General features: G+C 72.8%; 26 protein-coding genes. 7 read left to right on the top strand and 19 right to left on the bottom strand.

The window, feature by feature from the left end; translation table 11 throughout:
- Nucleotides 1-19: 19 nt before the first annotated feature.
- Genes C1708_RS03650 through C1708_RS03660 form a run of 3 tightly spaced genes read right to left on the bottom strand, consistent with a single transcriptional unit; the run spans nt 20 to nt 3,347 of the window.
- Nucleotides 20-1,171, bottom strand: coding sequence for an acyl-CoA dehydrogenase family protein (locus tag C1708_RS03650; protein ID WP_106411269.1), 1,152 nt, complete (start codon nt 1,169-1,171; stop codon nt 20-22).
- Nucleotides 1,168-2,193 (bottom strand): LLM class F420-dependent oxidoreductase, encoded by a 1,026-nt coding sequence (locus C1708_RS03655; protein WP_106411270.1) that lies wholly within the window; start codon nt 2,191-2,193, stop codon nt 1,168-1,170. The genes C1708_RS03650 and C1708_RS03655 overlap by 4 nt, the downstream gene beginning before the upstream one ends.
- The gene (locus C1708_RS03660; protein WP_106411271.1) at nt 2,193-3,347 is read right to left on the bottom strand and encodes a CaiB/BaiF CoA transferase family protein; all 1,155 of its coding nucleotides are present in this window, start codon (nt 3,345-3,347) and stop codon (nt 2,193-2,195) included. Before C1708_RS03660 ends, C1708_RS03655 begins: the two co-directional genes overlap by 1 nt.
- Nucleotides 3,348-3,605: 258 nt before the next feature.
- Here C1708_RS03660 and C1708_RS03665 point away from each other — a divergent pair, with 258 nt between their 5' ends.
- The 4 genes from C1708_RS03665 to C1708_RS03680 all read left to right on the top strand — a co-directional run bounded on the left by C1708_RS03665 (nt 3,606) and on the right by C1708_RS03680 (nt 7,453).
- Nucleotides 3,606-4,313, top strand: coding sequence for a TetR/AcrR family transcriptional regulator (locus C1708_RS03665; RefSeq protein ID WP_106411272.1), 708 nt, complete (start codon nt 3,606-3,608; stop codon nt 4,311-4,313).
- A gap of 88 nt (nt 4,314-4,401) precedes the next feature.
- Entirely contained in the window at nt 4,402-4,938 is a 537-nt protein-coding gene (locus C1708_RS03670; protein WP_106411273.1) for a DUF4334 domain-containing protein, read from the top strand.
- Nucleotides 4,935-6,026, top strand: a complete 1,092-nt coding sequence (locus C1708_RS03675) for an NAD(P)-dependent alcohol dehydrogenase (protein ID WP_106411274.1) — start codon at nt 4,935-4,937, stop codon at nt 6,024-6,026. Before C1708_RS03670 ends, C1708_RS03675 begins: the two co-directional genes overlap by 4 nt.
- Nucleotides 6,027-6,256: 230 nt before the next feature.
- Nucleotides 6,257-7,453: a TetR/AcrR family transcriptional regulator gene (locus C1708_RS03680; protein WP_106411275.1), complete on the top strand. Its 1,197-nt coding sequence runs from the start codon at nt 6,257-6,259 to the stop codon at nt 7,451-7,453.
- A gap of 63 nt (nt 7,454-7,516) precedes the next feature.
- Here C1708_RS03680 and C1708_RS03685 read toward each other — a convergent pair whose 3' ends face one another.
- The 3 genes from C1708_RS03685 to C1708_RS03695 all read right to left on the bottom strand — a co-directional run bounded on the left by C1708_RS03685 (nt 7,517) and on the right by C1708_RS03695 (nt 10,301).
- On the bottom strand, nt 7,517-8,746 hold the full coding sequence (locus C1708_RS03685; protein WP_106411276.1) for an oxygenase MpaB family protein: 1,230 nt from the start codon (nt 8,744-8,746) through the stop codon (nt 7,517-7,519).
- A gap of 250 nt (nt 8,747-8,996) precedes the next feature.
- A complete protein-coding gene (locus C1708_RS03690) occupies nt 8,997-9,899 on the bottom strand; it encodes an oxygenase MpaB family protein (RefSeq protein ID WP_106411277.1) in 903 nt (300 codons plus the stop codon).
- A 54-nt stretch (nt 9,900-9,953) separates the two neighbouring features.
- Complete coding sequence (locus tag C1708_RS03695) at nt 9,954-10,301, bottom strand: deoxyxylulose-5-phosphate synthase (RefSeq protein WP_106411278.1); 348 nt, start codon at nt 10,299-10,301, stop codon at nt 9,954-9,956.
- A gap of 158 nt (nt 10,302-10,459) precedes the next feature.
- Between C1708_RS03695 and C1708_RS03700 the strand changes: the two genes are divergently transcribed.
- Complete coding sequence (locus C1708_RS03700) at nt 10,460-11,299, top strand: SDR family NAD(P)-dependent oxidoreductase (protein ID WP_106411279.1); 840 nt, start codon at nt 10,460-10,462, stop codon at nt 11,297-11,299.
- Between the two features lie 90 nt (nt 11,300-11,389).
- Here C1708_RS03700 and C1708_RS03705 read toward each other — a convergent pair whose 3' ends face one another.
- The 6 genes from C1708_RS03705 to C1708_RS03730 form a co-directional block, all read right to left on the bottom strand.
- Nucleotides 11,390-11,629, bottom strand: coding sequence for a hypothetical protein (locus C1708_RS03705; RefSeq protein ID WP_106411280.1), 240 nt, complete (start codon nt 11,627-11,629; stop codon nt 11,390-11,392).
- Between the two features lie 72 nt (nt 11,630-11,701).
- A complete protein-coding gene (locus C1708_RS03710; RefSeq protein ID WP_106411281.1) occupies nt 11,702-11,938 on the bottom strand; it encodes a metallothionein in 237 nt (78 codons plus the stop codon).
- 563 nt (nt 11,939-12,501) lie between these two features.
- Entirely contained in the window at nt 12,502-14,868 is a 2,367-nt protein-coding gene (locus C1708_RS03715; protein WP_106411282.1) for a beta-xylosidase/alpha-l-arabinosidase, read from the bottom strand.
- Nucleotides 14,865-15,683, bottom strand: coding sequence for a carbohydrate ABC transporter permease (locus tag C1708_RS03720; RefSeq protein ID WP_106411283.1), 819 nt, complete (start codon nt 15,681-15,683; stop codon nt 14,865-14,867). Before C1708_RS03720 ends, C1708_RS03715 begins: the two co-directional genes overlap by 4 nt.
- Nucleotides 15,680-16,639 (bottom strand): carbohydrate ABC transporter permease, encoded by a 960-nt coding sequence (locus C1708_RS03725; protein ID WP_106411284.1) that lies wholly within the window; start codon nt 16,637-16,639, stop codon nt 15,680-15,682. The genes C1708_RS03720 and C1708_RS03725 overlap by 4 nt, the downstream gene beginning before the upstream one ends.
- A 10-nt stretch (nt 16,640-16,649) precedes the next feature.
- Complete coding sequence (locus C1708_RS03730) at nt 16,650-17,954, bottom strand: ABC transporter substrate-binding protein (protein WP_106411285.1); 1,305 nt, start codon at nt 17,952-17,954, stop codon at nt 16,650-16,652.
- Between the two features lie 138 nt (nt 17,955-18,092).
- On the opposite strand from C1708_RS03730, the gene C1708_RS03735 reads away from it, so the two are divergent.
- Complete coding sequence (locus C1708_RS03735) at nt 18,093-19,112, top strand: LacI family DNA-binding transcriptional regulator (RefSeq protein ID WP_106411286.1); 1,020 nt, start codon at nt 18,093-18,095, stop codon at nt 19,110-19,112.
- A 13-nt stretch (nt 19,113-19,125) separates the two neighbouring features.
- On the opposite strand, the gene C1708_RS03740 is transcribed toward C1708_RS03735, so the two are convergent.
- Entirely contained in the window at nt 19,126-19,404 is a 279-nt protein-coding gene (locus tag C1708_RS03740) for a DUF6343 family protein (RefSeq protein ID WP_106411287.1), read from the bottom strand.
- Nucleotides 19,405-19,620: 216 nt separating this feature from the next.
- Here C1708_RS03740 and C1708_RS03745 point away from each other — a divergent pair, with 216 nt between their 5' ends.
- Nucleotides 19,621-20,265 carry a dienelactone hydrolase family protein gene (locus C1708_RS03745; protein WP_106411288.1) on the top strand — a complete coding sequence of 215 codons (645 nt, stop codon included), beginning with the start codon at nt 19,621-19,623 and terminating at the stop codon, nt 20,263-20,265.
- Nucleotides 20,266-20,316: 51 nt separating this feature from the next.
- On the opposite strand, the gene C1708_RS03750 is transcribed toward C1708_RS03745, so the two are convergent.
- The 6 genes from C1708_RS03750 to C1708_RS03775 all read right to left on the bottom strand — a co-directional run bounded on the left by C1708_RS03750 (nt 20,317) and on the right by C1708_RS03775 (nt 24,889).
- Complete coding sequence (locus C1708_RS03750; RefSeq protein ID WP_106411289.1) at nt 20,317-21,315, bottom strand: polysaccharide deacetylase family protein; 999 nt, start codon at nt 21,313-21,315, stop codon at nt 20,317-20,319.
- A gap of 25 nt (nt 21,316-21,340) precedes the next feature.
- Nucleotides 21,341-22,357 (bottom strand): endo-1,4-beta-xylanase XynA, encoded by a 1,017-nt coding sequence (xynA, locus tag C1708_RS03755; protein WP_106411290.1) that lies wholly within the window; start codon nt 22,355-22,357, stop codon nt 21,341-21,343.
- A gap of 326 nt (nt 22,358-22,683) precedes the next feature.
- Nucleotides 22,684-23,307, bottom strand: a complete 624-nt coding sequence (locus C1708_RS03760) for an Rv1733c family protein (RefSeq protein WP_106411291.1) — start codon at nt 23,305-23,307, stop codon at nt 22,684-22,686.
- A gap of 41 nt (nt 23,308-23,348) precedes the next feature.
- Nucleotides 23,349-24,152 (bottom strand): rod shape-determining protein, encoded by an 804-nt coding sequence (locus tag C1708_RS03765; protein WP_106411292.1) that lies wholly within the window; start codon nt 24,150-24,152, stop codon nt 23,349-23,351.
- The gene (locus C1708_RS03770; protein ID WP_106411293.1) at nt 24,149-24,517 is read right to left on the bottom strand and encodes a TraR/DksA family transcriptional regulator; all 369 of its coding nucleotides are present in this window, start codon (nt 24,515-24,517) and stop codon (nt 24,149-24,151) included. The genes C1708_RS03765 and C1708_RS03770 overlap by 4 nt, the downstream gene beginning before the upstream one ends.
- Nucleotides 24,518-24,562: 45 nt before the next feature.
- A complete protein-coding gene (locus C1708_RS03775; RefSeq protein ID WP_106411294.1) occupies nt 24,563-24,889 on the bottom strand; it encodes a TraR/DksA family transcriptional regulator in 327 nt (108 codons plus the stop codon).
- Between the last annotated feature and the right edge of the window lie 78 nt (nt 24,890-24,967).

Here is a 24,967-nt window from a genome sequence, read left to right on the forward strand (position 1 = left end):
GTGCGGAGCCGGCCGGTGCTCAGCGCAGCAAGGAGCGGCCGATGATCTCCTTCATGATTTCGGTGGTGCCGCCGTAGATGGTCTGGATGCGGCTGTCGAGGAAGGCCCTGGCGACCTTGTACTCGCTCATGTAGCCGTAGCCGCCGTGGAGTTGCAGACAGCGGTCGACCACGCGCTTGTTCAGTTCGGTCGCCCACCACTTGGCCATCGAGGCGTGCACGGCGTCGAGCCGGCCCGCGCTGTGGTCGGCGACGCAGCGGTCCACGAAGGCACGGGTGACCGCGTTCTCGGTGGCCATCTCGGCGATCTCGAACCGGATGTGCTGGAGCCTGGCGAGCGGCCTGCCGAACGCCTCGCGTTCCTTCACGTAGCGGGTGGTGACGTCGAGGATCTCCTCGGCCGCGGCGGCGGCGCCGACGGCGATGGCCAGCCGTTCCTGGGCCAGGTTGCCCATGAGGTACGCGAAGGCCTGGTTCTCCTCCCCCAACAGGTTCCCCTTGGGCACGCGCACGTCGGTGAAGAACAGCTCGGCGGTGTCCTGCGCCTTCTGGCCGATCTTGTCGAGGTTGCGCCCGCGTTCGAAGCCGTCCGTGCCGCGCTCGACGACGAGCAGGCTCTGCCCGCCGCTGCCGCCCTCGGGGGTGGTGCGGGCGACCACGACGACGAGGTCGGCGAGGATGCCGTTGGAGATGAACGTCTTGGCGCCGTTGAGCAGGTAGTGGTCGCCCTGGTCGGTGGCGGTGGTGCGGATGCCCTGGAGGTCGGAGCCGGCGCCGGGTTCGGTCATGGCGATGGCGGTGACCAGGTCGCCGGAGGTGAAGCCGGGCAGCCAGCGGCGCTTCTGCTCCTCGTTCGCCAGGCGGGTGAGGTACGGGCCGACGATGTCGTTGTGCAGGCTCAGCGCCAGCCCGGAGGCGCCGGCGCGGGCGAACTCCTCGATGAGGACCGCGCTGTAGCGGAAGTCGTCGGTCCCGCCGCCCCCGTACTCCTCGTCGACCGCCATGCCCAGCAGGCCCTGGCGGCCGGCCGAGCGCCACACCTCGCGGTCCACCGCCCCGTCCCGCTCCCACCGTTCGTGGTGCGGCAGCACCTCCTTCGTCAGGAAGGTCCGCACCGTCTCGCGGAAGGCCTCGTGCTCGGGTCCGTACAGGGTGCGCTCCGGGGTCGTCACAGCCAGCTCCTCACGTGCTCGATCAGTCGGGCGGGGTCGGGGCCGACGGGGGTGACGTTGAGCATGGTCACGCCCGCCTCGCGGAAGACCTCGACGCGGTCGCGGACGTAGTCCTCGGGGCCGGCCAGGCAGAGCTGCTCCAGCAGTTCGGCCGGCACGGCGGCCTCCGCGTCCTTCTTGCGTCCGGCGAGGTAGTGCTCCTGGATGGCGGCCGCGGCGGCCTCGTGGCCGTAGGAGCAGACGAGGTCGAAGTAGAAGTTGCGGCCGGGCGCGCCCATGCCGCCGACGTAGAGGGCGACGGTGGGACGCATGAGGTCGCGTACGGCTTCGGCGTCGTCGCCGATGGCGAGCAGGCCGCCCGCGACGACCTGGAGGGGACCGAGCGCGGGGTCGCGCCGGGCGGCGCCCTCGGCGAGGGACGGGCCCCAGACCTTCGCCGCGTGTTCGGGGGCGTAGAGGAACGGCAGCCATCCGTCGGCGATCTCGGCGGCCGTGCGGACGCTGGCCGGCCCCAGGGCGGCGAGGTACACCGGGACGGTGTCGCGGACGGGGTGGTTGAGGAGCTTCAGGGGTTTGCCGAGGGTGCCGCCCTTCTCGGGCGGGACGGGCAGGTCGGTGATGCCGTGGTGCTCGATCACCTCGCGCCGCCAGATCCGCCGGGACAGCTCGATGACCTCACGGGCGCGGCCCAGCGGGCGGTCGTAGACGCGGCCGTGCCAGCCCTCGACGACCTGCGGCCCCGAGGCGCCGATGCCGAGGACGGCGCGCCCGCCGCTCACGGCGTCGAGTCCCGCGGCGGTCTGGGCGATCAGGGCGGGGGTGCGGGAGTAGACGTTGAGGATCGCGGAGCCGATGCGCATGCGCCGCGTCCTCGCGGCGAGGTAACCCATGATCGTCGGGGAGTCGAAGCCGTACGCCTCGGCGACCCACACGGCGTCGAGCCCGGCGGACTCCAGGGCGGCGGCCCGGTCGGCGGCGGTGCGCGGGTCCTCCGCGTAGGCCAGGGGTGAGGACAGTTCCATCAGGTGGGGTCCTTCAGCAGGTCGGGCACGTCCCAGTCGCGGGCCACGTCAAAGGTGTGGGCGCCGGGGACGGCCGGCGGGCGCCGGAGCGTGCCGGGTGTGCCGGAGAAGCGGGGCGCGGGGGCGGGCTGGGTCACGCCGTGCGCCTCGGTGTACGTGCCCCGCGCGGTCAGGTGCGGGTGCCCGGCCGCCTCCCGGAGGGAGAGCACGGGGGCGACGCAGGCGTCGGTGCCTTCGAAGACGGCCTTCCAGCGGGCGCGGGGGGCGGACGCGAAGCGGGCGGTGAACGCGGCGCGCAGGGCGGGCCAGTTGCGCGGGTCGGTGCGGTCGGGCAGCTCGTCGGCGTCCAGGCCGAGCAGGGAGACGAACACGGCGTAGAAGTGCGGTTCCAGGGCGCCGACCGCCATCCAGCCGCCGTCGGAGGTCTCGTAGACGGCGTAGTAGGGGCAGCCGCCGTCGAGGAGGTTGCGTCCGCGCGCGTCGCGCCAGGCGCCCTCGGCGAGCATGCCCCAGAAGAGGCTGGTGAGATGGGCGGTGCCGTCCACGATGGCCGCGTCCACGACTTGGCCCTGGCCGGTGGTGCGGGCGGTGAGCAGGGCGGCGAGGACGCCGGTGGTGAGGTAGAGGGCGCCGCCCGCGTAGTCGCCGAGCAGGTTGGCGGGGAAGACGGGCGGGCCGTCTGAGGCCCCGATCATGGACAGGGCGCCGGCGGTGGCGATGTAGCCGATGTCGTGCCCGGCCAGGGGGGCCAGCGGGCCGTCCTGCCCCCAGCCGGTCATCCGGCCGTACACCAGCGCGGGGTTGTCGGCCATGCACCGGTCGGGGCCGACGCCGAGCCGCTCCGCGACGCCGGGCCGGCACCCCTCCAGCAGGATGTCGGCGCGCGCCGCCAACGCCCGTACCGCGGCGGGACCTCCGGGCGCCTTGAGGTCGACGACGACGGACCGCTTGTTGCGGTTGGTCAGGTCGCGGGCGGGGTCGCCGCCGAGCGGGGTGCGGCCGGGGCGGTCCACCCGCACCACGTCGGCGCCCAGATCGGCGAGGAGCATCGCGGCGAACGGTCCGGGTCCGATGCCGGCCAGTTCGACCACGCGCACCCCGTCCAGCGGGCCCGCGACGGTGCGGCCGGGAGGGTGGGTGGAGGTGGGGCTCATGGGTTCCTCTCTCGGTGCGCGGCGGACCCGCCGCTCGCGACCGGGGACTTACTGAGCGTTCGCTCAACGTAGGAGCGGGAGGCGAGACGGTCAACTCCCCGTGCCGCACTTGTTTTTGTCGGCGGAGGGGAGGAAAGTGACTGCGGGTCGGCCGTCGTGCGCCGCCATCTCCTGAACGATCGCTAAGTGCGGGAGGGAGGCGGGCCGGACGCACCGCCGTACGATGCCGCCGACCGCCGCAGCACCGGAGGAGAGCCGTTGAACACCGCGCCCGGCCAGGAGACCACCCCGTCGGCGGGACACTGGCGCTCCTACGCCCCGCTCGATCTGCACCCGATCCTGATGCACGCCATGCGGGCCTTCAACGAGCAGGGCTACCACGGCACGTCGGTCCGGGACATAGCGAGCCGGGTGGGGGTCACCGTGCCCGCGCTGTACTACCACTACGAGAACAAGCAGGCGCTGCTGGCGACGCTGCTGGAGACGTCCGTCAAGGACGTCCTGGACCGCTGCCGGGCGGCGGCCCGGGAGGCCGGGGACGATCCGCTGGCCCGCTTCTGCGGCATGGTCGAGTCGATCGTGCTGTACATGACCCACCGCCGCCAACTGGCGTTCCTGGACACGGAGATACGCAGCCTGGAGCCGCAGAACCGGGCCCGCTACGTCGCCCTTCGCGACTATCTGGAGCACATGCTGCTGGACACGGTCGAGGAGGGGCGCGCCCAGGGCGTGTTCACCACCCCGATCCCGGCCGACGCGGTGCGTTCGGTGCTCGTGATGTGCCAGGGCGTCGCCAACTGGTTCCGCGAGGACGGCCCGCTCACCGCCGAGGAGGTCGCGGAACGGCACGTGCTGCTGAGCCTCGGCACGGTGGGCCACCCGGCCGCGGTCGCCGGGGACGTCGCGCTGCCGTTCCCGAGGCGGACCCCGGCGGCGCGCGGCGCGGCACCCCGGGCGTCGAGGTGAGGCGCACCGGGCCTTCGACCGCGCCTTGACCTGGCCTTGACCGCGCCAGCTCGCACCGACTCGCACCGATGACGAGAGGACACTTGTGATGGACCTGCACGAGGCGCGCGCCCTGTTCCGCGAACTGCAGCGGCGGAACGGCCGGGTGGACCCCGGCGAACTCGACGCGGTCTGGGCCGCGCTGCCGACGGTCCGGCCCGAGGAGATCCTCGGCGCGTGGCAGGGCGGCGAGTTCGACACCGGCCACCCGCTCAACGGCATGCTGGCCAAGGCGGGCTGGTACGGCAAGACGTTCCACTCCGTGCACGACGCCAAGCCGCTGATGTGCCGGAACGAGGCGGGCGAGCTGTACTCCGACACCGAGCTGGGCCAGGGTGAGGCGAGCCTGTGGACGGTGGAGTTCCGGGGCGAGTCGACGGCGACCATGGTGTACGACGGGCGGCCGGTGTTCGACCACTTCAAGCGGGTGGACGACAGCACGCTGCTGGGGATCATGAACGGGAAGGGCGTGCCGGCCGAGGGGCCGTTCTACTACTTCTTCCTCGAGCGCGCCTCCGCGTCCGGAAGCGGCGCCGAAGCGGACGGCGGCGGTGCGTCCCGGACCGGCGCCGGAGAGGGCGCGTGAGGCGGATCCGCGCGGCGGTCGCCGAGGCGCCGGGCGCCCCGTTCGCCCTGCGGGAACTGGACCTCGAGGAGCCACGGCCGGACGAGGTGCTGGTGCGGGTGACCGCGGCCGGCGTCTGCCACACCGATCTGGGCATGCGGGACGCCTGGCCCCGCCGGCTCACCCCGATGGTCTTCGGCCATGAGGGCGCGGGGCGGGTCGAGGCGGTCGGCGCGCGGGTGAGGGGCGTGGCGCCCGGCGACCGGGTCTGCCTCACCTTCGCGAGCTGCGGCGCGTGCGGGCAGTGCGCGACGGGCCACCCCGCCTACTGCCTCCACGCGCGGTCGCTGAACTTCTCCGGCGGGCGCGCCGACGGCACCACCCCCCTCTCCCGCGACGGCGCGCCGGTGCACGGCGGCTTCTTCGGCCAGTCCAGCTTCGCCACGTACGCCGTCGTGCGGGAGCGGGGGGTGGTGAAGGCCCCGGCGGACCTGCCCGACGAGGTCGCCGCGCCGCTCGGCTGCAGCGGGCAGACGGGTGCGGGCACCGTGCTCAACCGGCTGCGGCCCGAGCCCGGCGCGTCGCTGGCCGTCATGGGGGCGGGCGGGGTCGGGCTGAGCGCGGTGATGGCGGCGGTGGCCGTGGGCTGCGACCCGGTGGTGGCGGTCGACCCCGTCCCCGCCCGCCGCGCCCTGGCCGTCGAACTCGGGGCGAAGGCGGCCCTGCCGCCGGGGGACGGTCTGGTGGCGGCACTGCGGGACCTCACGGGCGGCGGGGCCCACCACGTCGTGGAGACCACGGGACGCCCGGAGGTGGCCCGGCAGGCCGTCGCCGCGCTGCGCCCGCGCGGCGAGCTGGCCCTGCTCGGCCTGGGCGGCGAGGTGACGTTCGACGTGATGTCCCTGCTCGGGAAGGGAGTGCGGGTGCACGGGATCATCGAGGGCGACTCACACCCCGGCCGCTTCCTGCCGGACCTGATCGGGCTGTGGCGCCGCGGACTGTTCCCGCTGGAGACGCTGGTGACGACCTTCCCGTTCGAGGAGATCGGAGCGGCGGTGACGGCCATGGAGACGGGCAGGGTGGTGAAACCGGTGCTCCTGTTCGACTGAGCTGGGGCGTCCGGCGCCCGCGCACGCGGAGGGCCCGCGGTCTCCTGCCTGTGCGGTGCTTTGCCTGTGCGGTGCCTTGCCTGTGCGGTGCCTTGCCTGTGCGGTACCCCGCCTGTGCCGTGCCTGTGCCGTGCCTGTGCCGTGCCTGTGCCGTGCCTGTGCCGTGCCGTGCCTGTACCGGAAAACGGAGGGAGCCCGGCCGCCTCACCCCGTGTGATTGACTAATCGCCATGGCCCCCGCCTCCCCGTCCGCCCGTTCGGCCACGCCCACCGAGCCGGCTCCGGCCACGCGGCCCCGCAACCGCAGACAGCTGATCGTCGAGGCGGCCGGGCGGGTGTTCAGCGAGCGCGGCTATCACACGGCCTCCATGGAGGAGGTCGCCGCCCAGGTCGGCATCTCGGCGGCCGCGCTGTACCGGCACTTCCCCAACAAGTACGCGCTGTTCGCGGAGTGCGCGGACGTCATGGTGGACGGGCTGGTCGCGGTGCTGGACGAGGTGCCGCCCGGAGCGAGCCTCACGGACGTCCTCACGGCGCTCACCCGGATCACGGTGGCGCACCGCGCGTCGGGCGGCGTGTACCGCTGGGAGGCGCGCTACCTCAACCGCGAGGACCGCCGGCGCCTGCGGGTGAAGTTCGGGCGTCTGGTCGAGCGGGTCGACGAGGCGGTGCAGCGCGAGCATCCGCTGCCCGACGAGCGGCTGCGGGCGGTGGCGGCCCTCGGCGCGATCGGGTCGGTCACGATGCACCGCACCTCCATCGCCCAACGGCGCGCGGAGGAGCTGCTGTCGGCCGCCGCGCTCGGGGTGGCCGCGAGCGACCCCGTGGCGGTCCCGCCCGGCGCGCACCCGGTGGAACTGCCCGCCCGGCCCGTCCCGCGCACCCGGCGCGGGGAGATCCTCGCCGCGTCCGTGCCGCTGTTCGCCCGGAACGGCTTCGCCAACGTCACCAACGGGCAGATCGCGCAGGCGGTCGGCCTGACCCCGTCCGCGCTGTACCGCCACTACCCCGGGAAGATCGACATCCTGGCGGCGGCCTGCCTCCAGGCGGCGGCACTGCTGTCCCAGGGGGTGGAGCGGAACCTTCAGGGAGTGGCCGGCCCGCGCGAGGCGGTGGTCGCGCTGGCGGCGACGTACGTGGCCTACAGCTTCGAGCACACCGAGCTGAACAGCGTGGCCGAGGCCGAACTGGCGGGACTGCGCGACGACTTGCGGCGCACGGTGGTCCAGGCACAGCGGGAGCACATCGCCGTGTGGGAGCAGCAGCTGCGGCTGGTGCGCCCGGAGCTGGACCCCCGGCAGGCCAGGGTGCTGGTGCACGCGGGTTTCGGTGTGGTGGTCGAGGCGGGGCGGGCCCTGCGGTGGCGGGACACCCCGGAGAACCGCGAGGCCGTGACCGCGCTGGCGTTGGGCGCCCTGGGTCTGTGACCCCGCCCCTCGGCCCTGGTGCCGCGAGGCGGGGTCGGACGGGTGTCACCGCGGCCCCTCCGCTCAAGTGGGCCGGTTGCCGGTGGGGATGGTGATGGGCGTGGTGAACGCCGAGGATCCCTTGTTGAGGAACAGCATGGCCAGGGCCCGCACGAACTGGTCGAGCATGTAGAAGGCGCCGGGCATGACGGGCGACAGCCCCTCACGGAAGAGGATGAACGCCGGCCACGCCGTGCGGACCAGCGCGGCGGCCGCGTAGTCACGCCGGAGGCCGAGCCAGTCGCCGACCTCGTCGCTGAGGACGTAGCGCACGAACTCGTTGAGGAAGCCGCGGGTGACGCCGAGGTCGATCTGCGCGGTCAGGCCGAGCAGGTTCTCCGCGAGCGCGATGCCCTCGGGCGAGGGGGTGAGGATCGGGGTGAGCACCTGCCGCGACTGCGCGATGGCCTCCCCCCAGGTCTCGGGGATGTGCTCGTGGGGCACGCCGAGCAGGTGGACGGCCACCTGCCACATGTGCAGGAAGGCCTCCTGGTCGGCGGCCGGGTACGGGATCCTCCACTCGAGCAGCTTCTGGTGCACGTAGGTGCCGAGGCTGTGGAAGGTGACGAGGATGTCGGCGGCGCTGATCGGGACGGTCTCGTCGGCGACCGCCTTCCAGTGCGGCGACTGCGGCAGCAGGTGGCGCACGGCGGCGTGCACCACGCGGGTCTTGTTGGCGGTGACGACGAACTGCCCGGTCGGCTTGAACGCGCCGAGCTGTGAGAGGTCGTAGCCGAAGGTGAACGTCTTGGCCGCGCGGTCCTGCATGTCGGCGCCGCCCGCGGACCAGTAGACGCTCTTGGCCTCGCGGGGGATGACGGTGCTCATGATGCCGCTGCCGAGGCCGTACAGCATGAACAGGTACGTGTCGCGGCGCCGGTTGAAGTCGGCGGCGCGGGCGAGTTTGGCCTGGTCGGCCCAGGAGGGCAGCCGGTTGGCCTGCGCCAGGTAGGCGGTGAAGTCGGAGGGGAGGCCGCCGGGGATCGGGTCGTTGTTCTGCACCCACTTCTCCCACGCCCGGTTGATCGCCGGGACGTGGCCGTTGTCGAGCATCCGGGCCATCAGCGGGTCCGCCGCGTCGTCCCAGATCCACTCGGGGCCCGGACCCGCGGCGGCCCCGGCCCCGGTGAGGGTTCCGGCTCCGGTCGCGGCGGCCGAGCCGGCCGACGCCCACGCGGGCACGGGTGCCGCGGTGCCGACGATGCCCAGCGCGACTCCGAGGGTCAGAGCCTTTCTCCTGCTGAGGTTCTCCATTGACTTACCTGCTTCCCTAGGGGACCGGACGCTTCCGGATGCCTTCGCAGACTTGCCATTTGCGCGACAGATGCGTGTGGAACCTCGTCGCACGGATGTGATTTTCAATTAACATAGCGAGGGTCGGGGGGCAGGGCAATGGGCATGACAGAGCTAGGTGGCGGGGGGGGTGGGACCCGCCCCGGGGCGGACCTGCGGCCGGGGCGGGCGCCGCGCTCGAAGGTGGCTCGGTACGGCCGTACCGGGGCGGTCAGGGGCGGGCAGCGCGACGTGCGGCGTACGCGACCGGCAGGTAGCGAAGCCGTTCCGGCAGGCGCGGCACCACGGTGCGGACGACGCGGCCGAGCAGCCGGAGGCGGAGCTCATCACCCCGCGACCAGTCAATGTCCAGCCGCTCACGGGCGACGGGCGGCAACAGCCCCCTGGTGGTGAAGACTTGAAGCCGCAGCAAGGCGGGACGCAGTACGGGCCAGAGCAGCCGCGGCGCCGCCCCCGCCCCGTGCGGCGGCGGCACGGACCGACGCGGATCGAGCAACTCCTCCACGACGGCGGTCCGTTCCAGCTCGTCCCGGACCACCGCGTCGAAGTAGGTCCAGAACTCCCCGACGGAGCCCGGCATGTCGCGCTCCCGGATGCCGAGGATGCGCCCGAGCTGCCGCGCCTCCTCGTGCAGCCGCCGCTCCCCCGCCTCGTCGAACGGCCGGAACAGATACTCGGCGGCCCGCAGGAAGACGGGGAAGCCGGTGGCGTGCACCCAGGCGTAGGGGGCGGGCGTCAGCGCGTGGTACGGACGCCCACGCGTGTCGGTGCCCTTGATGTCCCGGTGCAGCCGACGCAGCCTGCGCCCCTCCTCCGCGGCGCGGTCACCACCGTAGATCCACAGCTGCAGCGAGTCCAGGGAGCGACGGGCGCGGCCCCAGGGGTCGGTGCGGAAGACGCTGTGCTCGTCGACCCCGGCGCCCACGGCCGGGTGCGCGACCTGGAGGACGAGGGCGGCGGGGAGATAGAGCAGGACGCGGATGTCGCCGGCCATGTCCCAGAGGAGGGTGTCGGGAGTGAACGGCACGGGGTCGGTACGGGACGCACGGTCACCACCCGGTGCCGGTGCCGGTGTCGTCCCGTCGGCGGAGTGCGCCGCCCGTCCCGTGTCCATACCTCCAGCCTCCCACGCCCCTCCCGTAGCGGTGCGGGCGCGTCCGGCCGGACGTCAGGGCAGCTCGGGGCGCACCAGCGCCCTGGCGATCGGCTCGCCGGTGCGCTCGGCGTACGCCATCCGCTCGCGCACCTCCCGCAGCGTGCGCGGCCGATATCCGGGCCCGCCGCAGCAGCTCCTGTGGAAACGGACGCCGGCGTGCAGCAGCACCGACAGCACCCGCCACCCCTCGGTGTCCCGATGCGGCGGCGCGGCGAAGGCGGCGCCGACGTGGATCAGCGCGCCGGCGCAGCGCGGGCAGACCCGCCGGTCGACCTCGCCGTCCCGCGTCCGCGCCGGATGCGGCTGCTTGCAGGAGGCCCGGCACGGCAAGCAGACGAAGGAGGTCCGGGAGAGAGGCATGGGGACGAGGGTAGAAGGAGGCGCGACGCCGCCTCCACGCCTTTTCGACACCCGCAGGACGGCTGCCGCCGCGTTTCGCCCGCGCCCCGCCGGGACACCCGGCGCAGGTCGGACGGCGGTCCGGCACGGCACCACCCGGCGACGGAGGGATCACGCACATGACCTCGCACGACGCACCCGGCACGGCCCTCGTCACGGGGGCCTCCTCCGGCATCGGGTGGGAGTACGCGACCCGGCTGGCCGCGCGCGGCTGGGGGCTGGTGCTGGTCGCCCGGCGGGCGGAGCGGCTGGACGCCCTCGCCAAGGAGGTGCTGAAGGAGGGCGGGGCCGGCGTCGAGACGCTGGTGGCGGACCTGGGCCGCCCGGAGGACGTGGCCCGCGTCGCGGAACGGGCGTCCGCCGACGACGTGGACCTGCTGGTCAACAACGCCGGCATCAACGGCTACGGCCCGTTCGCCGAGGTCGACGCCGGCCTCCTCACCCGGGTGCTCGACGTGAACGTCGTGGCCCTCACGGCGCTGACGCGGGCCGCCGTGCCCGGCATGCTGACGCGCGGCCGGGGCGCCGTGATCAACGTGGCGTCACTCCTCGCCTTCGCCGGCGACCTCCCGCCGGACCCGCTCCCCCAGCGGGCCGTCTACGCCGGGTCCAAGGGCTACGCGGTGACCTTCACCCGCACCCTGGCCGCCGAGCTGGCCCGCACCCCGGTGCGGGTGCAGGTGGTGTGTCCGGGGCTCACGGCGACCGAGTTCCACCTCGGCGCCGGGGACACCCCGGTGAGCGGTGAGCGCCGCGTCCACGACAAGGGCGGCATGCCCGCGGCGGACGTGGTGACCGCGTCCCTCGCCGGTCTGGAGACCGGCGAGGTGGTGTGCGTGCCCGGCCTGACGGACGCGGAGGCCGTGTCCCGGCTGGCGGCGGCGGAACTGGACCTGCGCGCCGGATCGGGCCGCCGTATGGCACCGCGCTACGGGCAGGCCGAGGTGCGTGCGGAGTGACCGTGCCCGACAGGCGGTGACCGCCCACGTCCGTGCCACGTCCGTGCCGGAGCCCGTACCGGAGCGGGCGGTCACCGCGTGGGAGCCACGTCAGGCGCCCAGTTTGCCGACCGTGTCGGTCAGGGTCCCCGCCACGTCGTGCAGGGCCTGGTCGCTCGGGTCCGGACCCAGTCGCTCGACCAGGTCGCGTTTGGTGATCACGAGCAGCGCTCCCCGGGACTCCTCTCCCGACGGCTGGTCGACCACGCGTGCCCTGCCTTCCAGCAGGACGAGCGCGGCATCGTCGTTCGCAGCGTCACAGAGGTCCCTGACATGGCTCTCGTCGATCATTCGTCACACTCCGGTGAGTCGGTCGGTGGCGCAGGATCCCGCGCGCTTCTCGTCGTCGCTCCTCGCTCACGGTCACGCGCTGTCGGCCAGCTCCGCGTGCCCCTGCGCGCGGGCGCAGTGGGCGCAGCAGAAGAACTGGCCGTCGGCCTGATGACCGTGGCCGAGGACCTTGCACCCGCAGTTGTCGCAGATGGGCGCCAGTTTGTGGGCGGCGCACTCGATGCTGTCGAACGTGTGGACCGAACCGCCGACCGTGTGCACCTCGAAGGAGAGGGCGTAGTCGTTCCCGCACACTTCACAGACCGCCATGATCCGCTCCCTTCCGCAGTACGGGCCGAGTACCGCGCCGGGGCCGACGTCATGCGCGCGGACCGTGGGGCGCCTCGGACGGGGGTGGCGGGCGGGGCCGTGCCCCTGCCCGGCTGCCGGCCGTGCCCCTGCCCGGCTGCCGCGATCGTCGGCAGGGCGTACGGATGCGTACGGCCGCTGTACGGGTCCGCGCGCGTGGCCGGAGCGGCGGCGCGCTCGTTGTGCTCCGCGACGGAACACCGGGCGGTGGAGCAGCGGGGGGTGCGATGGGCGGGACGACCCAGCGGGAATGCGGTACGGCAGGCCGGCGCGGGCCGGACAGGGAGCGTCCGGGGCGGCCTGGAGCGCCTACGGCAAGCTCGTCCGCCTCTTCCGTGAACGCGCCGGGCTCACCCACACGTCCCGCTGGCACCGGAGCCCTGCCACCACCGTCGGAGCCGCCCGCTCCTGCAAGCCGCTGGCAAGGGCGGACGGCCCCTACGAAGTGACGGAGGGAAGCGAAAGGACGGCGGTGCGGCCCCCGAAGCCCGGGCCGCACCGCCGTTCCGCGAGGGACCCCGCGCCTACTCCACCGAGAACTCCGCGTGGAACCGCCGCGTGTGGTCGACCTCCCGCACCGGACCCGTCAGGGTGACCGTCCCCGTCAGGCGGGCGTCCGTGCTGGACGCGGCCAGGCGGAGTTCCAGCTCGCCCGGTTCGACGATGCGGCGGCCGTCGCGGCCGGTGAAGGACGCCACGTCCGCCGGGACCGTGACGCGCACCCTGCGCTCCTCGCCCGGTTCCAGCTCCAGCCGGGTGTAACCGACGAGGCGCTGCACCGGCTGGACCACGGAGGCGACCGGGTCGTGCAGGTAGAGCTGGACGACCTCGGTGCCGGTCCGCTCCCCCGTGTTGCGCACGGTGAGGGACGCGGTGAACTCGCCGTCCGTCGCGGCCTCCGCGGCGTCCACGGTGAGGTCGCTCCAGGCGAACGTCGTGTACGTCAGGCCGTGTCCGAAGCCGAACGCCGGCGTCGGGTCGATGTTGGACACCTCGCTGGCCTGGGCGAGCCGGGCGCCGAGGTACGTGGTCGGCTGGGAGCCGGGGCCGCGCGGGATGCTGACCGGCAGGCGTCCGGACGGACCGGTGCGTCCGCTGAGCACGCCGGCGATCGCCCGGGTGCCCGCGACGCCGGGGAAGAAGGACTGCACGATCGCCGCGGAGTCCTCCACCGCGCGGCCGAGCGCGTAGGGACGGCCCGCGAGCAGGACGGTCACCACCGGCGTGCCGGAGTCGAGCAGCGCGTCGAGGAGCTGCTGCTGGGCGCCGGGCAGGGCGAGGGACTCCGCGTCGCAGCCCTCGCCGCTGGTGCCGCGGCCGAACAGGCCGGCGCGGTCACCGAGAGCGACGACGACGATGTCGGCGTCACGCGCCGTGGCGACCGCCTCGGCGATGCCGGAGAGGTCGCCGTCGTCGACGCCGGTGCCGCGGACGACCGTGATCTCGGCGTCGGGGAACTCGGCGGCCAGGCTCTCGCCCAGGCTGGGCAGTTCGATGCCGACGGGGACGTCCGGGTACTGCACGCCGACGTGCTGCGGGAAGGAGTAGCAGCCGAGGACGGCGGCGGGCTCGGCGGCGTTGGGGCCGACGAGCGCGATGCGGCGGGGGCGGCCGAGCGGCAGCGTGCCGTCGTTGCTGAGCAGGACGACCGCCTTCTCGGCGATCTCCCGGGCCAGCTCGCGGTTCTCGGGTCCGTCGAGGTCGATCTTGCCGCGCAGGGCCTCCGGGTCGTCCAGGTCGGCGCCGTCGAAGGCGGGCGGCACCGGGCTCCAGTCGCGGTCGAGCAGGCCGAGCTCCGCCTTCTGGGTGAGGACGCGGCGCAGGGCGCGGTCGATCAGGGCCTCCGGCACCCGGCCCTCGGCGACGGCCTCGGCGAGCGGCGCGCCGAACGCCTTGACCGTGGGCAGCTCGATGTCGACGCCCGCCTCGAGCGCGGCGCCGGCCGCGTCGGCGAAGTCGCCGGCGATGCCGTGCAGCGTCTTGAGGAACGCGATGCCGAAGTAGTCGGCCACCACCGTGCCGTCGAAGCCCCAGGTGTCGCGGAGCAGCCCGGTGAGCAGGCTCTCGTCGGCCGCTGCGGGGATGCCGTCGATGTCGGTGTAGGCGTGCATGACGGAGCGTGCGCCGCCCTCGCGGATCGCCATCTCGAACGGCGGCAGCAGCACGTCGGCGCGCTCGCGCGGCCCCACGGAGGAGGGAGCGAGGTTGCGTCCGGCGCGGGAGGCCGAGTAGCCGACGAAGTGCTTGAGGGTGGCGACGACGCCCGTGGACTCCAGGCCCTGGACGTAGGCGGTGCCGATGGTGCCGACGAGGTACGGGTCCTCGCCGATGGTCTCCTCGACGCGGCCCCAGCGGGGGTCGCGGACGACGTCGAGGACGGGCGCGAGGCCCTGGTGGACGCCGACGGCGCGCATGTCGCGTCCGATGGCGGCGGCCATCCGGCGGATCACGTCCGGGTCGAAGGTGGCGCCCCAGGACAGCGGCACGGGGTAGGCGGTGGCGCCCCAGGCGGCGAAGCCGGCCAGGCACTCCTCGTGCGCGACGGCGGGAATGCCGAAGCGGTTCGCGGAGGTGATGCGGGTCTGGGTGCGCAGCAGGGAGAGCGCGCCGAGCGCCGGGTCGACGGGGGCGGTGCCGAAGGGGCGGGTGAGCTGGCCCAGGCCGGACGGCAGGAGCGCGTCGAGGTCGACGGCCTCCTCCATGTCGTGCTGGTGCGGGGCGACCTCGCCGCCGTTGGCGGAGGCGCCGACCCACACGCCGTACAGCTGGGCGATCTTCTCCTGGAGGGTCATGGCGCCGATCAGCGCGTCGACCCGGGCGGAGACGGGGTGGGAGGGATCGTTCCAGAGGGGGATTTCGGGGGTGGTCTCTACGGCCACGTTCGCGGTCACTTTCCTCCGACACCCATCAGACCCTGGACCAGGGCGCGACGGGCGAACAGGTAGACGAGCAGGATGGGCACCATGGACAGCACCACGGCTCCCAGCAGCCCGGGGATGTCGATGCCGTGTTCGGTCTGGAAGTCGTACAGGCCCAGGGTGACGACCTTGGTGGAGTCGGACTGGGTCAGCACGAGCGGGAACAGGAAGCCGTTCCATGCCTGGAGCGCGGAGAAGACCACGATGGTGGACAGTCCGCCCCGGGACAGCGGCAGCACGAGCTGGAAGAACATGCGCCGCGGGGTGGCGCCGTCCATGGCCATGGCCTCGTACAGTTCCGGGGAGATGTCGCGCATGGCGCCGCTGAGGATGAGCGCGGACATCGGCAGGCAGAAGGCGGCCGTGGGCAGGATGACGCCGAGCAGGTTGTCGTACAGCCCGGCTTCGCTGATCAGGTAGAACATCGGCACGATCACGGCCTGGGCGGGGATCGCCAGGCCGAGCAGGAACAGCCGGAAGATCGCCGACGTGGTCCGGGCCCGGCTGCGCACGATGGCGTAGGCGAGCGGCGGGACCAGCAGCAGCACGATGCCGATCACGCAGGCGGTGACGACGAGCGTGTTGAGGAAGTACCGGCCGAAGCCCGAGTCGAAGGCGCCGGTGTAGTTGTCCAGGGTGAAGGTGTCCGGGACGGACACCGGGCCGTTCTGGGCGTAGTCCTGGCGGGTGCGCAGGGTCGCCGCGAGCATCACGTACAGCGGCAGGCCGACCAGGAACAGCCAGACGAGCGAGCCGGCGCCGGCCAGGTAGTTGGGGCGGCGCCTCATGACACACCTTCCATGGAGCTGCGCATCTTGTCGTAGCCGGAGACCTTCACCACGACCAGGGAGATGATGGTGGCGGCGACGACCAGGGCGAGGGCGATGGCGGAGCCGGCGCCGAAGTCGAAGCCCTTGAAGGCCTTGTCGTACATGTAGTAGGCGCTGATGGTCGTGTCGGTGCCGGGGCCGCCCTGGGTGAGGATGAGGACGGTCTCGAAGGTGGTGAGGCCACCGACGATCATCAGGATCATCGACGTGATCATGGAGTTGCGGAGCTGCGGCAGCGTGATGTGGAAGAACTGCCGGTAGCGGCCCGCGCCGTCGATCTCCGCGGCCTGGTACAGCACCTGCGGGATGGAGCGCGCGGCGCCCTGGTAGATCAGCGTGTGGAACGGGGTGAACTGCCAGGTGCTCACGAACGCCAGCACGCCGATGGCGGTGGCCTGTTCGCCGAACAGGTTGCCGTCGCCGAAGAGCCAGCCGGCGTCGGCGGGAATGCCGAAGTTCGGGTCGAGCAGGGCGCGCCACAGCACGGAGACGGCCGTGGCGGACAGCAGCAGCGGGATGAAGTAGATGACCGACAGCACCGCGCGGTTGCGCTGGTGGCCCGCCGCCCAGACGCCGAGCATGATGCTCAGCGGGGTCTGGACGACCACGCCGAGCACGGTCAGCAGCAGGGTGAGCCAGACGCTCTTGAGCATCACCGGGTCGTCCATCAGGCGCGACCAGTTGTCGGTGCCGACCCACTGGGGCGAGCCGAGCCCGTTCCAGCTCATGAAGGACAGCACCGCGACCATGACGAGCGGGACGATCGCGAAGAGGGCGAAGAACACCGCGGCGGGCAGCGCCCAGGCGAAGCCCGGGCGGCCCACCTTGGACACGGACGGGGAGGCGGCCGGCCGCCGCCGGGACCCCTTGCGGGGGCCGGCGGCGGGCGGAGCGCTCGTGATCTTTGTGGTCATGAGCCGTTCGTCACTCGGTCGGGAGGGCCTGCATGGCCTTGATGAAGCCGTCCGCGTCGAGCTGTCCGTTGAAGAACTGCTGGATGGCCTTGTGCATGTCCGAGGCCGCCGACTGCGGGAACGCCTGGTCCCAGGAGAGCTGGAACGACGGCGCGTCGGCGACCAGGTCGTACTGGAAGCGCGAGTACTCGGGCGTCGCGGAGGTCTCGATGAACCGGTCGGTGTTGGTGGTGGTGGTCAGGTTGCCGACGTCGAGCTGCGCCTTGACGAACTCGTCGGAGTACATGAGCTCGAGGAACTCGGCGACGGCCTCGGGGTGCTTGGTCTTCTTCATCACCGAGTAGTAGTTGTTGGTGTTGCCGGCGACGTTCTTCGGGTCGCCCTTGCCGCCCTCGACGGCCGGGAAGGCGGAGTAGCCGAGGCCCTTCTCGGCGAAGTCCGGGTGGTCGGTGAGCTGCTGGGAGTAGTACCAGGAGCCCATCAGCTCGAAGCCGGCCTTGCCCTGGGCGACCAGCGCGACGGAGCCGCCGTTGGTGTACTTGACGGAGTCGTAGTTCTTGCCGAAGGCGCCCGCGTCGACGAGCTCCCTGATCATCTTCAGGGCCTTCTTGCTCTCCGGGGCCTCCCAGGCGCTCTTGTCACCGTCGAGGGCCTTCTGGAAGAGCTCCGGGCCGGCTATGCGGTCGTAGAGGTACTGGAACCACATCTGGGTGGGCCAGACGTCGCCGCCGCCGAGCGCGATCGGGGTGACGCCCTCGTCCTTCAGCTTCTCCACGGCGTCGAGCAGCTCGTCCCAGGTCTTCGGCGGCTGGACGCCCGCCTTCTTGAGGACGTTCTTGTTGTGGAAGAGCAGGACCGGCTGCGTGCCGCGCATGGGGATGCCGTACGGCTTGCCGTCGACGACCGCGTTGTTGAAGACGGAGGGGAGGAACTTGCTCTCCAGGTCCGGGTTCTTCTTGATGAAGTCGTCCAGCGGGAGGAGCAGATCGGCCTTGACGAACGGCTTGATGCTGCCGCCGCCCCAGTTGAAGAAGACGTCCGGAGCCTGCGGGGTGCTGATGATCGTCTGAAGCTTCTTCTGGTAGTCGGCACCGGGGATGGTGTCGAGGACCGCCTTGACGTCGGACGTCTCGTTGAACTTGTCGACGATCTGCTTCTCGATCTTGTTGGTGGCGTCCCCGTAGACAAGGATATGGATCTTGCCGTCGTCCGCCGACGCCCCGCCGTCGCCGCCACCGCAGGCCGACAGACTCAGGGCGAGGGCGAGCGTCGCACCGGTGGCGATCAGTCTGGGCAAGCGCGCACGTGTCTTCATCGTTCGCCTTTCGAAAGTTTCGGCGTCATCGCCGAAAGTCCATGCCGAGGGACAGTAGGTCAGACGGGAGTTGGGGTCAACGGTCGGGTCACGACTCGGCCAAACCGTTATCGAGAGGCGGTGCTCTATCCTGCGGGTATGCGTGAAGACGACGAGGCGAGCGGGCGTGTCACCCTGGCTGCGGTAGCGAAAGAGGCCGGGGTGTCGATGCCGACAGTTTCGAAGGTGCTCAACGGCCGTTCGGATGTCTCACGCGCGACGCGCGCCAAGGTGGAGAAGCTGCTGGACCTGCACGGCTACCGCCGGCGCGTGCAGCCCGCGACCCGCTACCCGCTCATCGAGATCGTGTTCCACGAGCTGGAGAGCGTGTGGGCGATGGAACTGATCCGGGGCGTGGAGAACGTCGCGAAGGAGAACCGCGCGACGGTGGTGCTCACCGAGAGCGGCACCCGGCACACCCCCGCCCCGGACTGGCTGCCGGGCGTGCTGCAGCGCCGGCCGCTGGGCGTGGTGCTGGTGTTCTCCAGCCTGCCGCAGGACATCAAGCGTCAACTGCGGGCGGCGGCCATCCCGTTCGTCGTCATCGACCCGGCCGGCGACCCCGATCCGGACGTGCCGTCGGTGGGCTCCGCCAACTGGGCCGGCGGTCTCGCCGCCACCCGGCACCTCACCGAGCGGAACCACCGGCGGATCGCCATCATCACCGGCCCCAACGACATGCTCTGCTCACTGGCCCGCCTCGACGGCTACCGCTCGGCCATGGCGATGGCGGGCCTGGAGGCGGACCCCCGGCTCACCCGCTTCGGCGACTTCCACGTGCAGGGCGGCTTCGAGCACGCCATGGAACTGCTTCAGGGCCCCGACCGGCCCACGGCGATCTTCGCGGGCAGCGACCTGCAGGCGCTCGGCGTACTGGAGGCGGCCCGCGTCAAAGGGCTGCGGGTCCCGGAGGATCTCTCGGTGGTCGGCTACGACGACGTGCCGCTCGCCCAGTGGTCCAGCCCGCCGCTCACCACGGTCCACCAGCCGCTGCGGCACATGGCCGAGGAGGCGTCCCGCATGCTGCTGCGCCCGGACGACCCGGGCGCGGCGGCCCAGCGCATCGAGCTGGCGACGCACCTGGTGGTGCGGCAGAGCACGGCCCCGCTCGACAGCTAGGGCGACCCGGGCGTCAGTGCGTGGAGGCGCGCTCCCGGCGCAGGCGGCGCAGAACGACACCGAGGTCCAGCGCGGCCGTCAGGGCGAGGACGCCGCACACCACGGCGATGAGCGTCAGCGGGCCGCGTCCGGGGCTGTCCCCGGCGTCGGAGCCCGCCGCCCACACCGCGAACAGCACCGTGCCCGCGACGAAGAGCGGCAGGAAGACGGAGGACAGCAGCAGCCGCAGCCTCAGCGGGCTGCGCGCGGTGACCGGCTCGGTGCCGGACCGCGGGTACCTGCTGCCGATCATCCCCGAGCGGGCACGGGAGACCGGCTCCCGGCCGGAGCCCGTACGGGGCTCGTGGGGAGAGGAACCGGCACGGCTGTCGGGCACGGCCACGCACCTCCTTCACCTCGTGGTCCGCATCGGGTAGCCCCCGTGGCGGGCGGCAAACCGCCGCCGTCTCGATCCCGCCCGCCCGGGTACCCGGGACCGGACCGAGACGGCCGGAGGAGGTGGCCGGGCATGGTGAGCGCGTCGGTGACGGTTCCGTCGGGAGCGGCGGCCCTGCGCGGTGATCTGGAGCTCCCCGTGGGGGCGCGCGGGGTGGTGCTGTTCGCGCACGGCAGCGGCAGTTCACGGCTCAGCCCGCGCAACCGGGCCGTCGCAGGGGTGCTGCGGAGAGCGGGGTTCGGCACGCTGCTGCTGGACCTGCTGACCGGTGCGGAGGAGGACGAGGACGCGGCGACGGGCCGGCACCGTTTCGACATCGGTCTGCTGGCGGGCCGGCTGGCGCACGCCGTGGACTGGCTGGAGGACCGCCCGGACGCGGCGGACCTGCCGGTGGGGCTGTTCGGGGCCAGCACGGGAGCGGCGGCGGCGCTGGTCGCGGCGACGGAGCGGCCGCGGCGGGTGGCGGCGGTCGTCTCGCGGGGCGGGCGGCCGGATCTGGCGGGCGACGTGCTGGGCCTGGTGGCGTGCCCGGTGCTGCTGGTGGTGGGCGGCGCGGATCCGGAGGTGCTGGATCTCAACCGCGGGGCCGCGCGGCGGCTGTCCGCACCGCACCGGCTGGACGTGGTGCCCGGCGCCGGCCATCTGTTCGGCGAGCCGGGCGCGCTGGAGCGGGTCGCGGAGCTGGCCGCCGGGTGGTTCGGCGAGCATCTGGGGTGAACGCGGGGCGGCGAGCCGCGGCGCGGAACGCTCCGCGGCTCGCCGCTGTTCTCAGCTCGTGGTGCAGGAGACCGTCGGCCAGTTCCAGTTGCCGTTGGTCTGGATCGTCACCCCCCAGTTGTTCCCGCTGCCGTCGGGCCGGGCGACGAGCGTCTGACTGTTGGGGTAGGAGGCGCTGACGTTCCAGGTGCTCAGCACCTTCGCCGGGGACGGCACGTTCATCGTCACGGTCCAGTCGGCGGAGCCGCCGACCGAGACGTTGAGGTTGTACCGGTCGCCCCATCTGCTGCCGGCGGACAGCGTCGCGGTGCAGGAGCCGTTGCCGCCGCCCCCTCCCCCGCCGCCGGAGCCGTCGGGGGCCACCGCGCGACCGGTCTGCGGGGAGATCATGCCGGCGCACAGTCCCCGGGAGGCCAGGTTCTGCGCGATGCGCGGGATGGCGGCGATGGTGTTCGCCGGCCAGTCGTGCATCAGGATGACCTGTCCGTCGTTCAGCCGGGAGGCGGCCTGCACGATCGCGTCGGTGCTCGCGTTGTTCCAGTCCTGCGAGTCGACGTCCCAGATGACCTCGGTGAGCCCGTGCCTGGCGGCCACCGACCTCAGGGTGGAGTTGGTCTCGCCGTACGGCGGGCGGAACAGCTTCGGCGTCCCGCCCCCGGCGCTCGCGATCGCCTGCTGGGTGCGGGAGATCTCCGACTCCATCTGGGCCTGGCTCAGCTGGGTCATGTGCGGGTGGGTGTAGCTGTGGTTGGCGACCCACATGCCCGCGTCCACCTGGGCCTTGACCAGACCGGGGTTGGCGGCGGCGTACTGGCCCTGGTTGAACATGGTGGCCCGCAGGCCGTTCTGCTTCAGCGCGTTGAGCAGGTTCACGGTGCTGCCGGCCGACGGGCCGTCGTCGAAGGTGAGCGCGACGTACCCGTTGCAGGCGGCCGCCTGGGCGGGGGCGGCGCCGACGCCCGTGCTCACGGTGGCCGCCACCGTCAGTGCGGCGGCGGCCACGCCCGGGACCAGGTACCGGGAGACGGGCTGTGGCTTTCCGGTGCTCATGTGTGGGGGTCCTCCTCGTGCCGGGTCAGCCTGCGCTGCAGGACACCGACGGCCAGGTCCAGTTGCCGTTGGTCTGGATCGTCGCGCCCCAGTTGTTGCCGTTGCCGTTGGGCCGTGCGACGAGGGTCTGGCCGTCGGGGTAGGAAGCGGTCACGTTCCAGGTGGCGGAGACCTTGGCGGGGGACGGGACCCGCATGGTGACGGTCCAGTTGCTGGAGCCGCTCACCGAGACGTCGAGGTTGTAGCGGTCGCCCCACTGCTGGCCGGCCGACAGGGTCGCGGTGCAGCCGCCGTTGCCGCCACCACCGCCGCCACCGCCACCGCCGCCACCGCCACCGCCGCCGGAGCCCTCGCTCACGGTGATGTTGGAGCTGCCGCTGCTCTGGTAGCCCTCGGTGGCCATGATCATGTAGTTGTGGTTGCCCAGGTTCATGCCCTTGCTCGCCCAGGCGTCGAAGTGGTTGCCGCTGGTGATGGTGCCGCCGGTGCGCTTCTGCTGCCGGACGCTCCAGTACTGGTCGAAGGTGCGGGTGCCTTCGATGGAGGGGGCGTTGTACCGGGTGGTCTTGTAGATGTCGTACGTGCCGCCGTCGCTGGTGACGGTGCCCTTGTACTCGCCGGTGGGCCGGTAGGTGCCCCAGTTGTCGACGATGTAGTACTCGATCAGCGGGCCGGTGGTCCAGCCGTACAGCGTCAGGTACGCGTTGCCCGACGGGTTGAAGGTGCCGGAGTAGTTGACGGTCTTCCGGCCGCCGGTGCTCCAGCCCTTGCCGGCCACGAAGTTGCCGGTGTTGCTCCACCGGGTGCTGTAACTGCCCCCGGAGCCCAGGTCCATGGAGACCGTGCCCTGGGCGTCGGTCCAGAAGGAGTACCACCAGCCGTTGTTGGTGCCGGTCTGGTTGGTGGTGATGACGGGGGCGGCGGTCGCGGTGCCGGTGAGGAGCAGCGCGGTGAGCGCGGCGAGAGCGATCGTCCAGGCACTCCTCACGCTCATGATCAGTCGGCCGCGTCTGCGGCCGCCGGGGGGTGCGGACACATGCATGGGTGACGCCTCCTGTTACGGCTCGATGGGGAGGTCGATGCGGTGACAGTGTTGATCTGAGCGCGTCAACCGTCAACAGTTTCGGTAATAGTTTCGAAAACTTCGAGCGCCCGAGGACCGCGACACAGAGTCATACGACCAGTTCATTACGCCAGAACGGGCGCTCAGGCCGTGAGGCAGTGAATGATCGCTCGTCATGCCCCCGAAGATCGACCACTCCGGACCGAAACTTTCGTAGGACTTTTCCGTGGACGCAGGGCACGTGCGCACACGAGTGAGCCGCCGGCACGGGGGCGGTGCCGGCGGCTCACGGTCGGGGGGCGGCGTCAGGTGGGCGTCGTCCAGCGCGGGGCCGTCTCCGCCCACGCGGCGTCCCAGCGGGCGAGGTTGCGGCGGCGCAGCACGAACCCGGACACGGCGTGCACGGCGGTCCCCGCGAGAGCGACGCCGATCGCGGCGAGCAGCGCCCAGCCCGCGGTGCGGCTGCGGACCTCCTTGCCGGTCAGCGGCGGGCCGGCCGCCTCGCCCTCGGCGGTGATCCAGACACGGACGGTGCTGCCGGCGGTCAGCCCCGGCGTGACCTCCGCCCGGGTGACGCGGGTGCGTCCCTCTCGGGTGACGACCCGGACCTCGACCGGGTAGCGGGTCTTCTTCTCCTCGTCCGAGCCCGGCTCCGGGTGCCGGGGGGCGTCCGCGACGAGGGTCGCGTCGGTCAGGTGGCGCGTCTGCTGCTGGTGGCGTGCCAGGTCCTGGTAGTGCCGGTGGGCGGCGTCGCCCACCAGGGCGGCGGCCACGGGGGCCACGGCCAGTACGGCGATCAGCACCCCGAGGCCCAGCCAGGCCTGCACCCTGTCGGTGCGGCGGCGCAGCGGGTTGGACCGCCAGCGCCAGAACAGGGGGCGCGGGGGCGGACCGGGGGGCGGCTGTGCCACGGGTGTCCCACCCGCCACGTCACGGCTCCTTCCGGTAGCGGTCGCAGGCAGAGGTCGGGTCAGAGGGCGCCGTCGGCCGGCGGATGGTGGTGCGCGGCGGCCAGCAGGCCGGCGGCGCCGCGGACGGCGGCGGTGTGCGGGGACGGCACGGGCTGCACCGGGCAGTTCAGGCCGCTCGGCAGACCGCCGGTGATCTCGGGGCGCAGCGCTCCCCCGCCGGCCAGCAGCACGCCGCGGCGCAGCGCGGTGCGGGTCAGCGAGGTGCGGTCCTGCCGCAGCATCGCCGTCACCATGCCGACCACCGCCTCGGTGATCAGTTCCGGCGGTGTGCCGTCGGACAGGTCGGCGGTGCCCAGCGCGGTGCGCCGGGCGTCGGTGACCGCGCCGTCGGCGAGCAGCACCACCTCGGTGAGGTGCGCGCCGATGTCCACCACCAGCAGCGGCCGGACGTGGTCGGCGCCCGCGGCCAGCGCGACCGCCCGCGCGCCGGGGACCGTCAGGACGGCGCGCGGGCGGAGCACCTCCACGGCCGTGCGGGCCGCGGTGCGGAACGCCGGCCCGTCGAACACCGGGGAGGTGACGACGACCAGCGGGCGGCCGGTCCTCGGCACCCGGTGGCCGAGCAGCCGGTCCAGCATGCGGGCGGTGCCGGGGGTGTCGACGATGGTGCCGCGCTGGATGGGGTGGACGGCCCCCGAGCCGGGGAAGGTCACGGTGGGCACGTCCAGGACCATGCCCCGTCCGGCGATGAACGCGCGCGTGCGGGCGCTGCCCAGGTCGAGAGCGAGACCTGAACAGCGCCTGCACAGCGGCCAGTGCCGGTGCCGTACGGGAGCCGGCCCGGGGTGCCGGACCACGGTCACCGGCCTGCCTCCCGCACCTGCTGGCAGCGCCCGCAGTAGCGGGCCTGGGGGACGATCAGCAGGCGGTGGCGCTCGACCGGGCGGCGGCAGAGGTGACAGACGCCGTAGCTCCCGGAGTCCATCCGGGCCAGCGCCTCCTCGACGTCGGCGAGCACCATGCGGGCCGAGGCGGCGAGCTTGACGCCGACCTCGACCTGCGCGGCGTCCTCGCGCACGCGGCGGTCGTCGGCACGGCTCGTCGTGGCGAACTGCCGCAGTTGCTCCTCGCGGAACAGCCGCTGCTCGTGCAGGTTCTCACGGAGCGCGGCGAGGTCCTCGGCGCTGAGGATCTCGTCGTGCTCGCCGATGGTCTGGTGGGTCACCACTGCACCCCTCGGGCAGAGCGGGATGGACGGACGGACGGGGGCGTCTCAGGCCGCGCGGCGCTGGCAGCCGACGCAGTACCGGGTGTGCGGCAGGATCTCCAGCCGCTCCGGCGGCACCGGCTTCGAGCAGCCCAGGCAGGTGCCGTAGGTGCCGTCCTCGACGCGCGCGAAGGCCTCGTCGATCTCCTTGAGGACCCCCTTGATCGCGTCCTTCTGGTTCGACATCAGGTGGTCGCCGGGGCTGTCCCCGGTTTCGTCGAGCGCCTTGAGCTGCGCGAGCCTGGTGGTCCGCGCGTGCTCCAGACGCCGGCGGACCTCGTCCGCGGCGGGGTTCGCGGTGCGGGGTTCGGTGCGGGGCAGGTCGAGCGACACGTGTTTCCTCCTGGGGGATGTACGGGGTGACGCTTCCACCATGACCTGAGCCGTCGTGCCTTCCCATCGGGCGCGGGA

The sequence above is a fragment of the Streptomyces sp. DH-12 genome (genome assembly GCF_002899455.1).
Lineage (GTDB): Bacteria > Actinomycetota > Actinomycetes > Streptomycetales > Streptomycetaceae > Streptomyces.

Bases quoted from the DNA above. Each gene is read 5' to 3' on its own strand.
- C1708_RS03655 (WP_106411270.1), bottom strand. From the start codon at position 2,193: ATGGAACTGTCCTCACCCCTGGCCTACGCGGAGGACCCGCGCACCGCC.
- C1708_RS03660 (WP_106411271.1), bottom strand. From the start codon at position 3,347: ATGAGCCCCACCTCCACCCACCCTCCCGGCCGCACCGTCGCGGGCCCG.
- C1708_RS03670 (WP_106411273.1), top strand. From the start codon at position 4,402: ATGGACCTGCACGAGGCGCGCGCCCTGTTCCGCGAACTGCAGCGGCGG.
- C1708_RS03680 (WP_106411275.1), top strand. From the start codon at position 6,257: ATGGCCCCCGCCTCCCCGTCCGCCCGTTCGGCCACGCCCACCGAGCCG.
- C1708_RS03685 (WP_106411276.1), bottom strand. From the start codon at position 8,746: ATGGAGAACCTCAGCAGGAGAAAGGCTCTGACCCTCGGAGTCGCGCTG.
- C1708_RS03690 (WP_106411277.1), bottom strand. From the start codon at position 9,899: ATGGACACGGGACGGGCGGCGCACTCCGCCGACGGGACGACACCGGCA.
- C1708_RS03695 (WP_106411278.1), bottom strand. From the start codon at position 10,301: ATGCCTCTCTCCCGGACCTCCTTCGTCTGCTTGCCGTGCCGGGCCTCC.
- C1708_RS03700 (WP_106411279.1), top strand. From the start codon at position 10,460: ATGACCTCGCACGACGCACCCGGCACGGCCCTCGTCACGGGGGCCTCC.
- C1708_RS03705 (WP_106411280.1), bottom strand. From the start codon at position 11,629: ATGATCGACGAGAGCCATGTCAGGGACCTCTGTGACGCTGCGAACGAC.
- C1708_RS03710 (WP_106411281.1), bottom strand. From the start codon at position 11,938: ATGGCGGTCTGTGAAGTGTGCGGGAACGACTACGCCCTCTCCTTCGAG.
- C1708_RS03720 (WP_106411283.1), bottom strand. From the start codon at position 15,683: ATGAGGCGCCGCCCCAACTACCTGGCCGGCGCCGGCTCGCTCGTCTGG.
- C1708_RS03725 (WP_106411284.1), bottom strand. From the start codon at position 16,639: ATGACCACAAAGATCACGAGCGCTCCGCCCGCCGCCGGCCCCCGCAAG.
- C1708_RS03730 (WP_106411285.1), bottom strand. From the start codon at position 17,954: ATGAAGACACGTGCGCGCTTGCCCAGACTGATCGCCACCGGTGCGACG.
- C1708_RS03735 (WP_106411286.1), top strand. From the start codon at position 18,093: ATGCGTGAAGACGACGAGGCGAGCGGGCGTGTCACCCTGGCTGCGGTA.
- C1708_RS03740 (WP_106411287.1), bottom strand. From the start codon at position 19,404: ATGATCGGCAGCAGGTACCCGCGGTCCGGCACCGAGCCGGTCACCGCG.
- C1708_RS03745 (WP_106411288.1), top strand. From the start codon at position 19,621: ATGGTGAGCGCGTCGGTGACGGTTCCGTCGGGAGCGGCGGCCCTGCGC.
- C1708_RS03750 (WP_106411289.1), bottom strand. From the start codon at position 21,315: ATGAGCACCGGAAAGCCACAGCCCGTCTCCCGGTACCTGGTCCCGGGC.
- xynA (WP_106411290.1), bottom strand. From the start codon at position 22,357: ATGCATGTGTCCGCACCCCCCGGCGGCCGCAGACGCGGCCGACTGATC.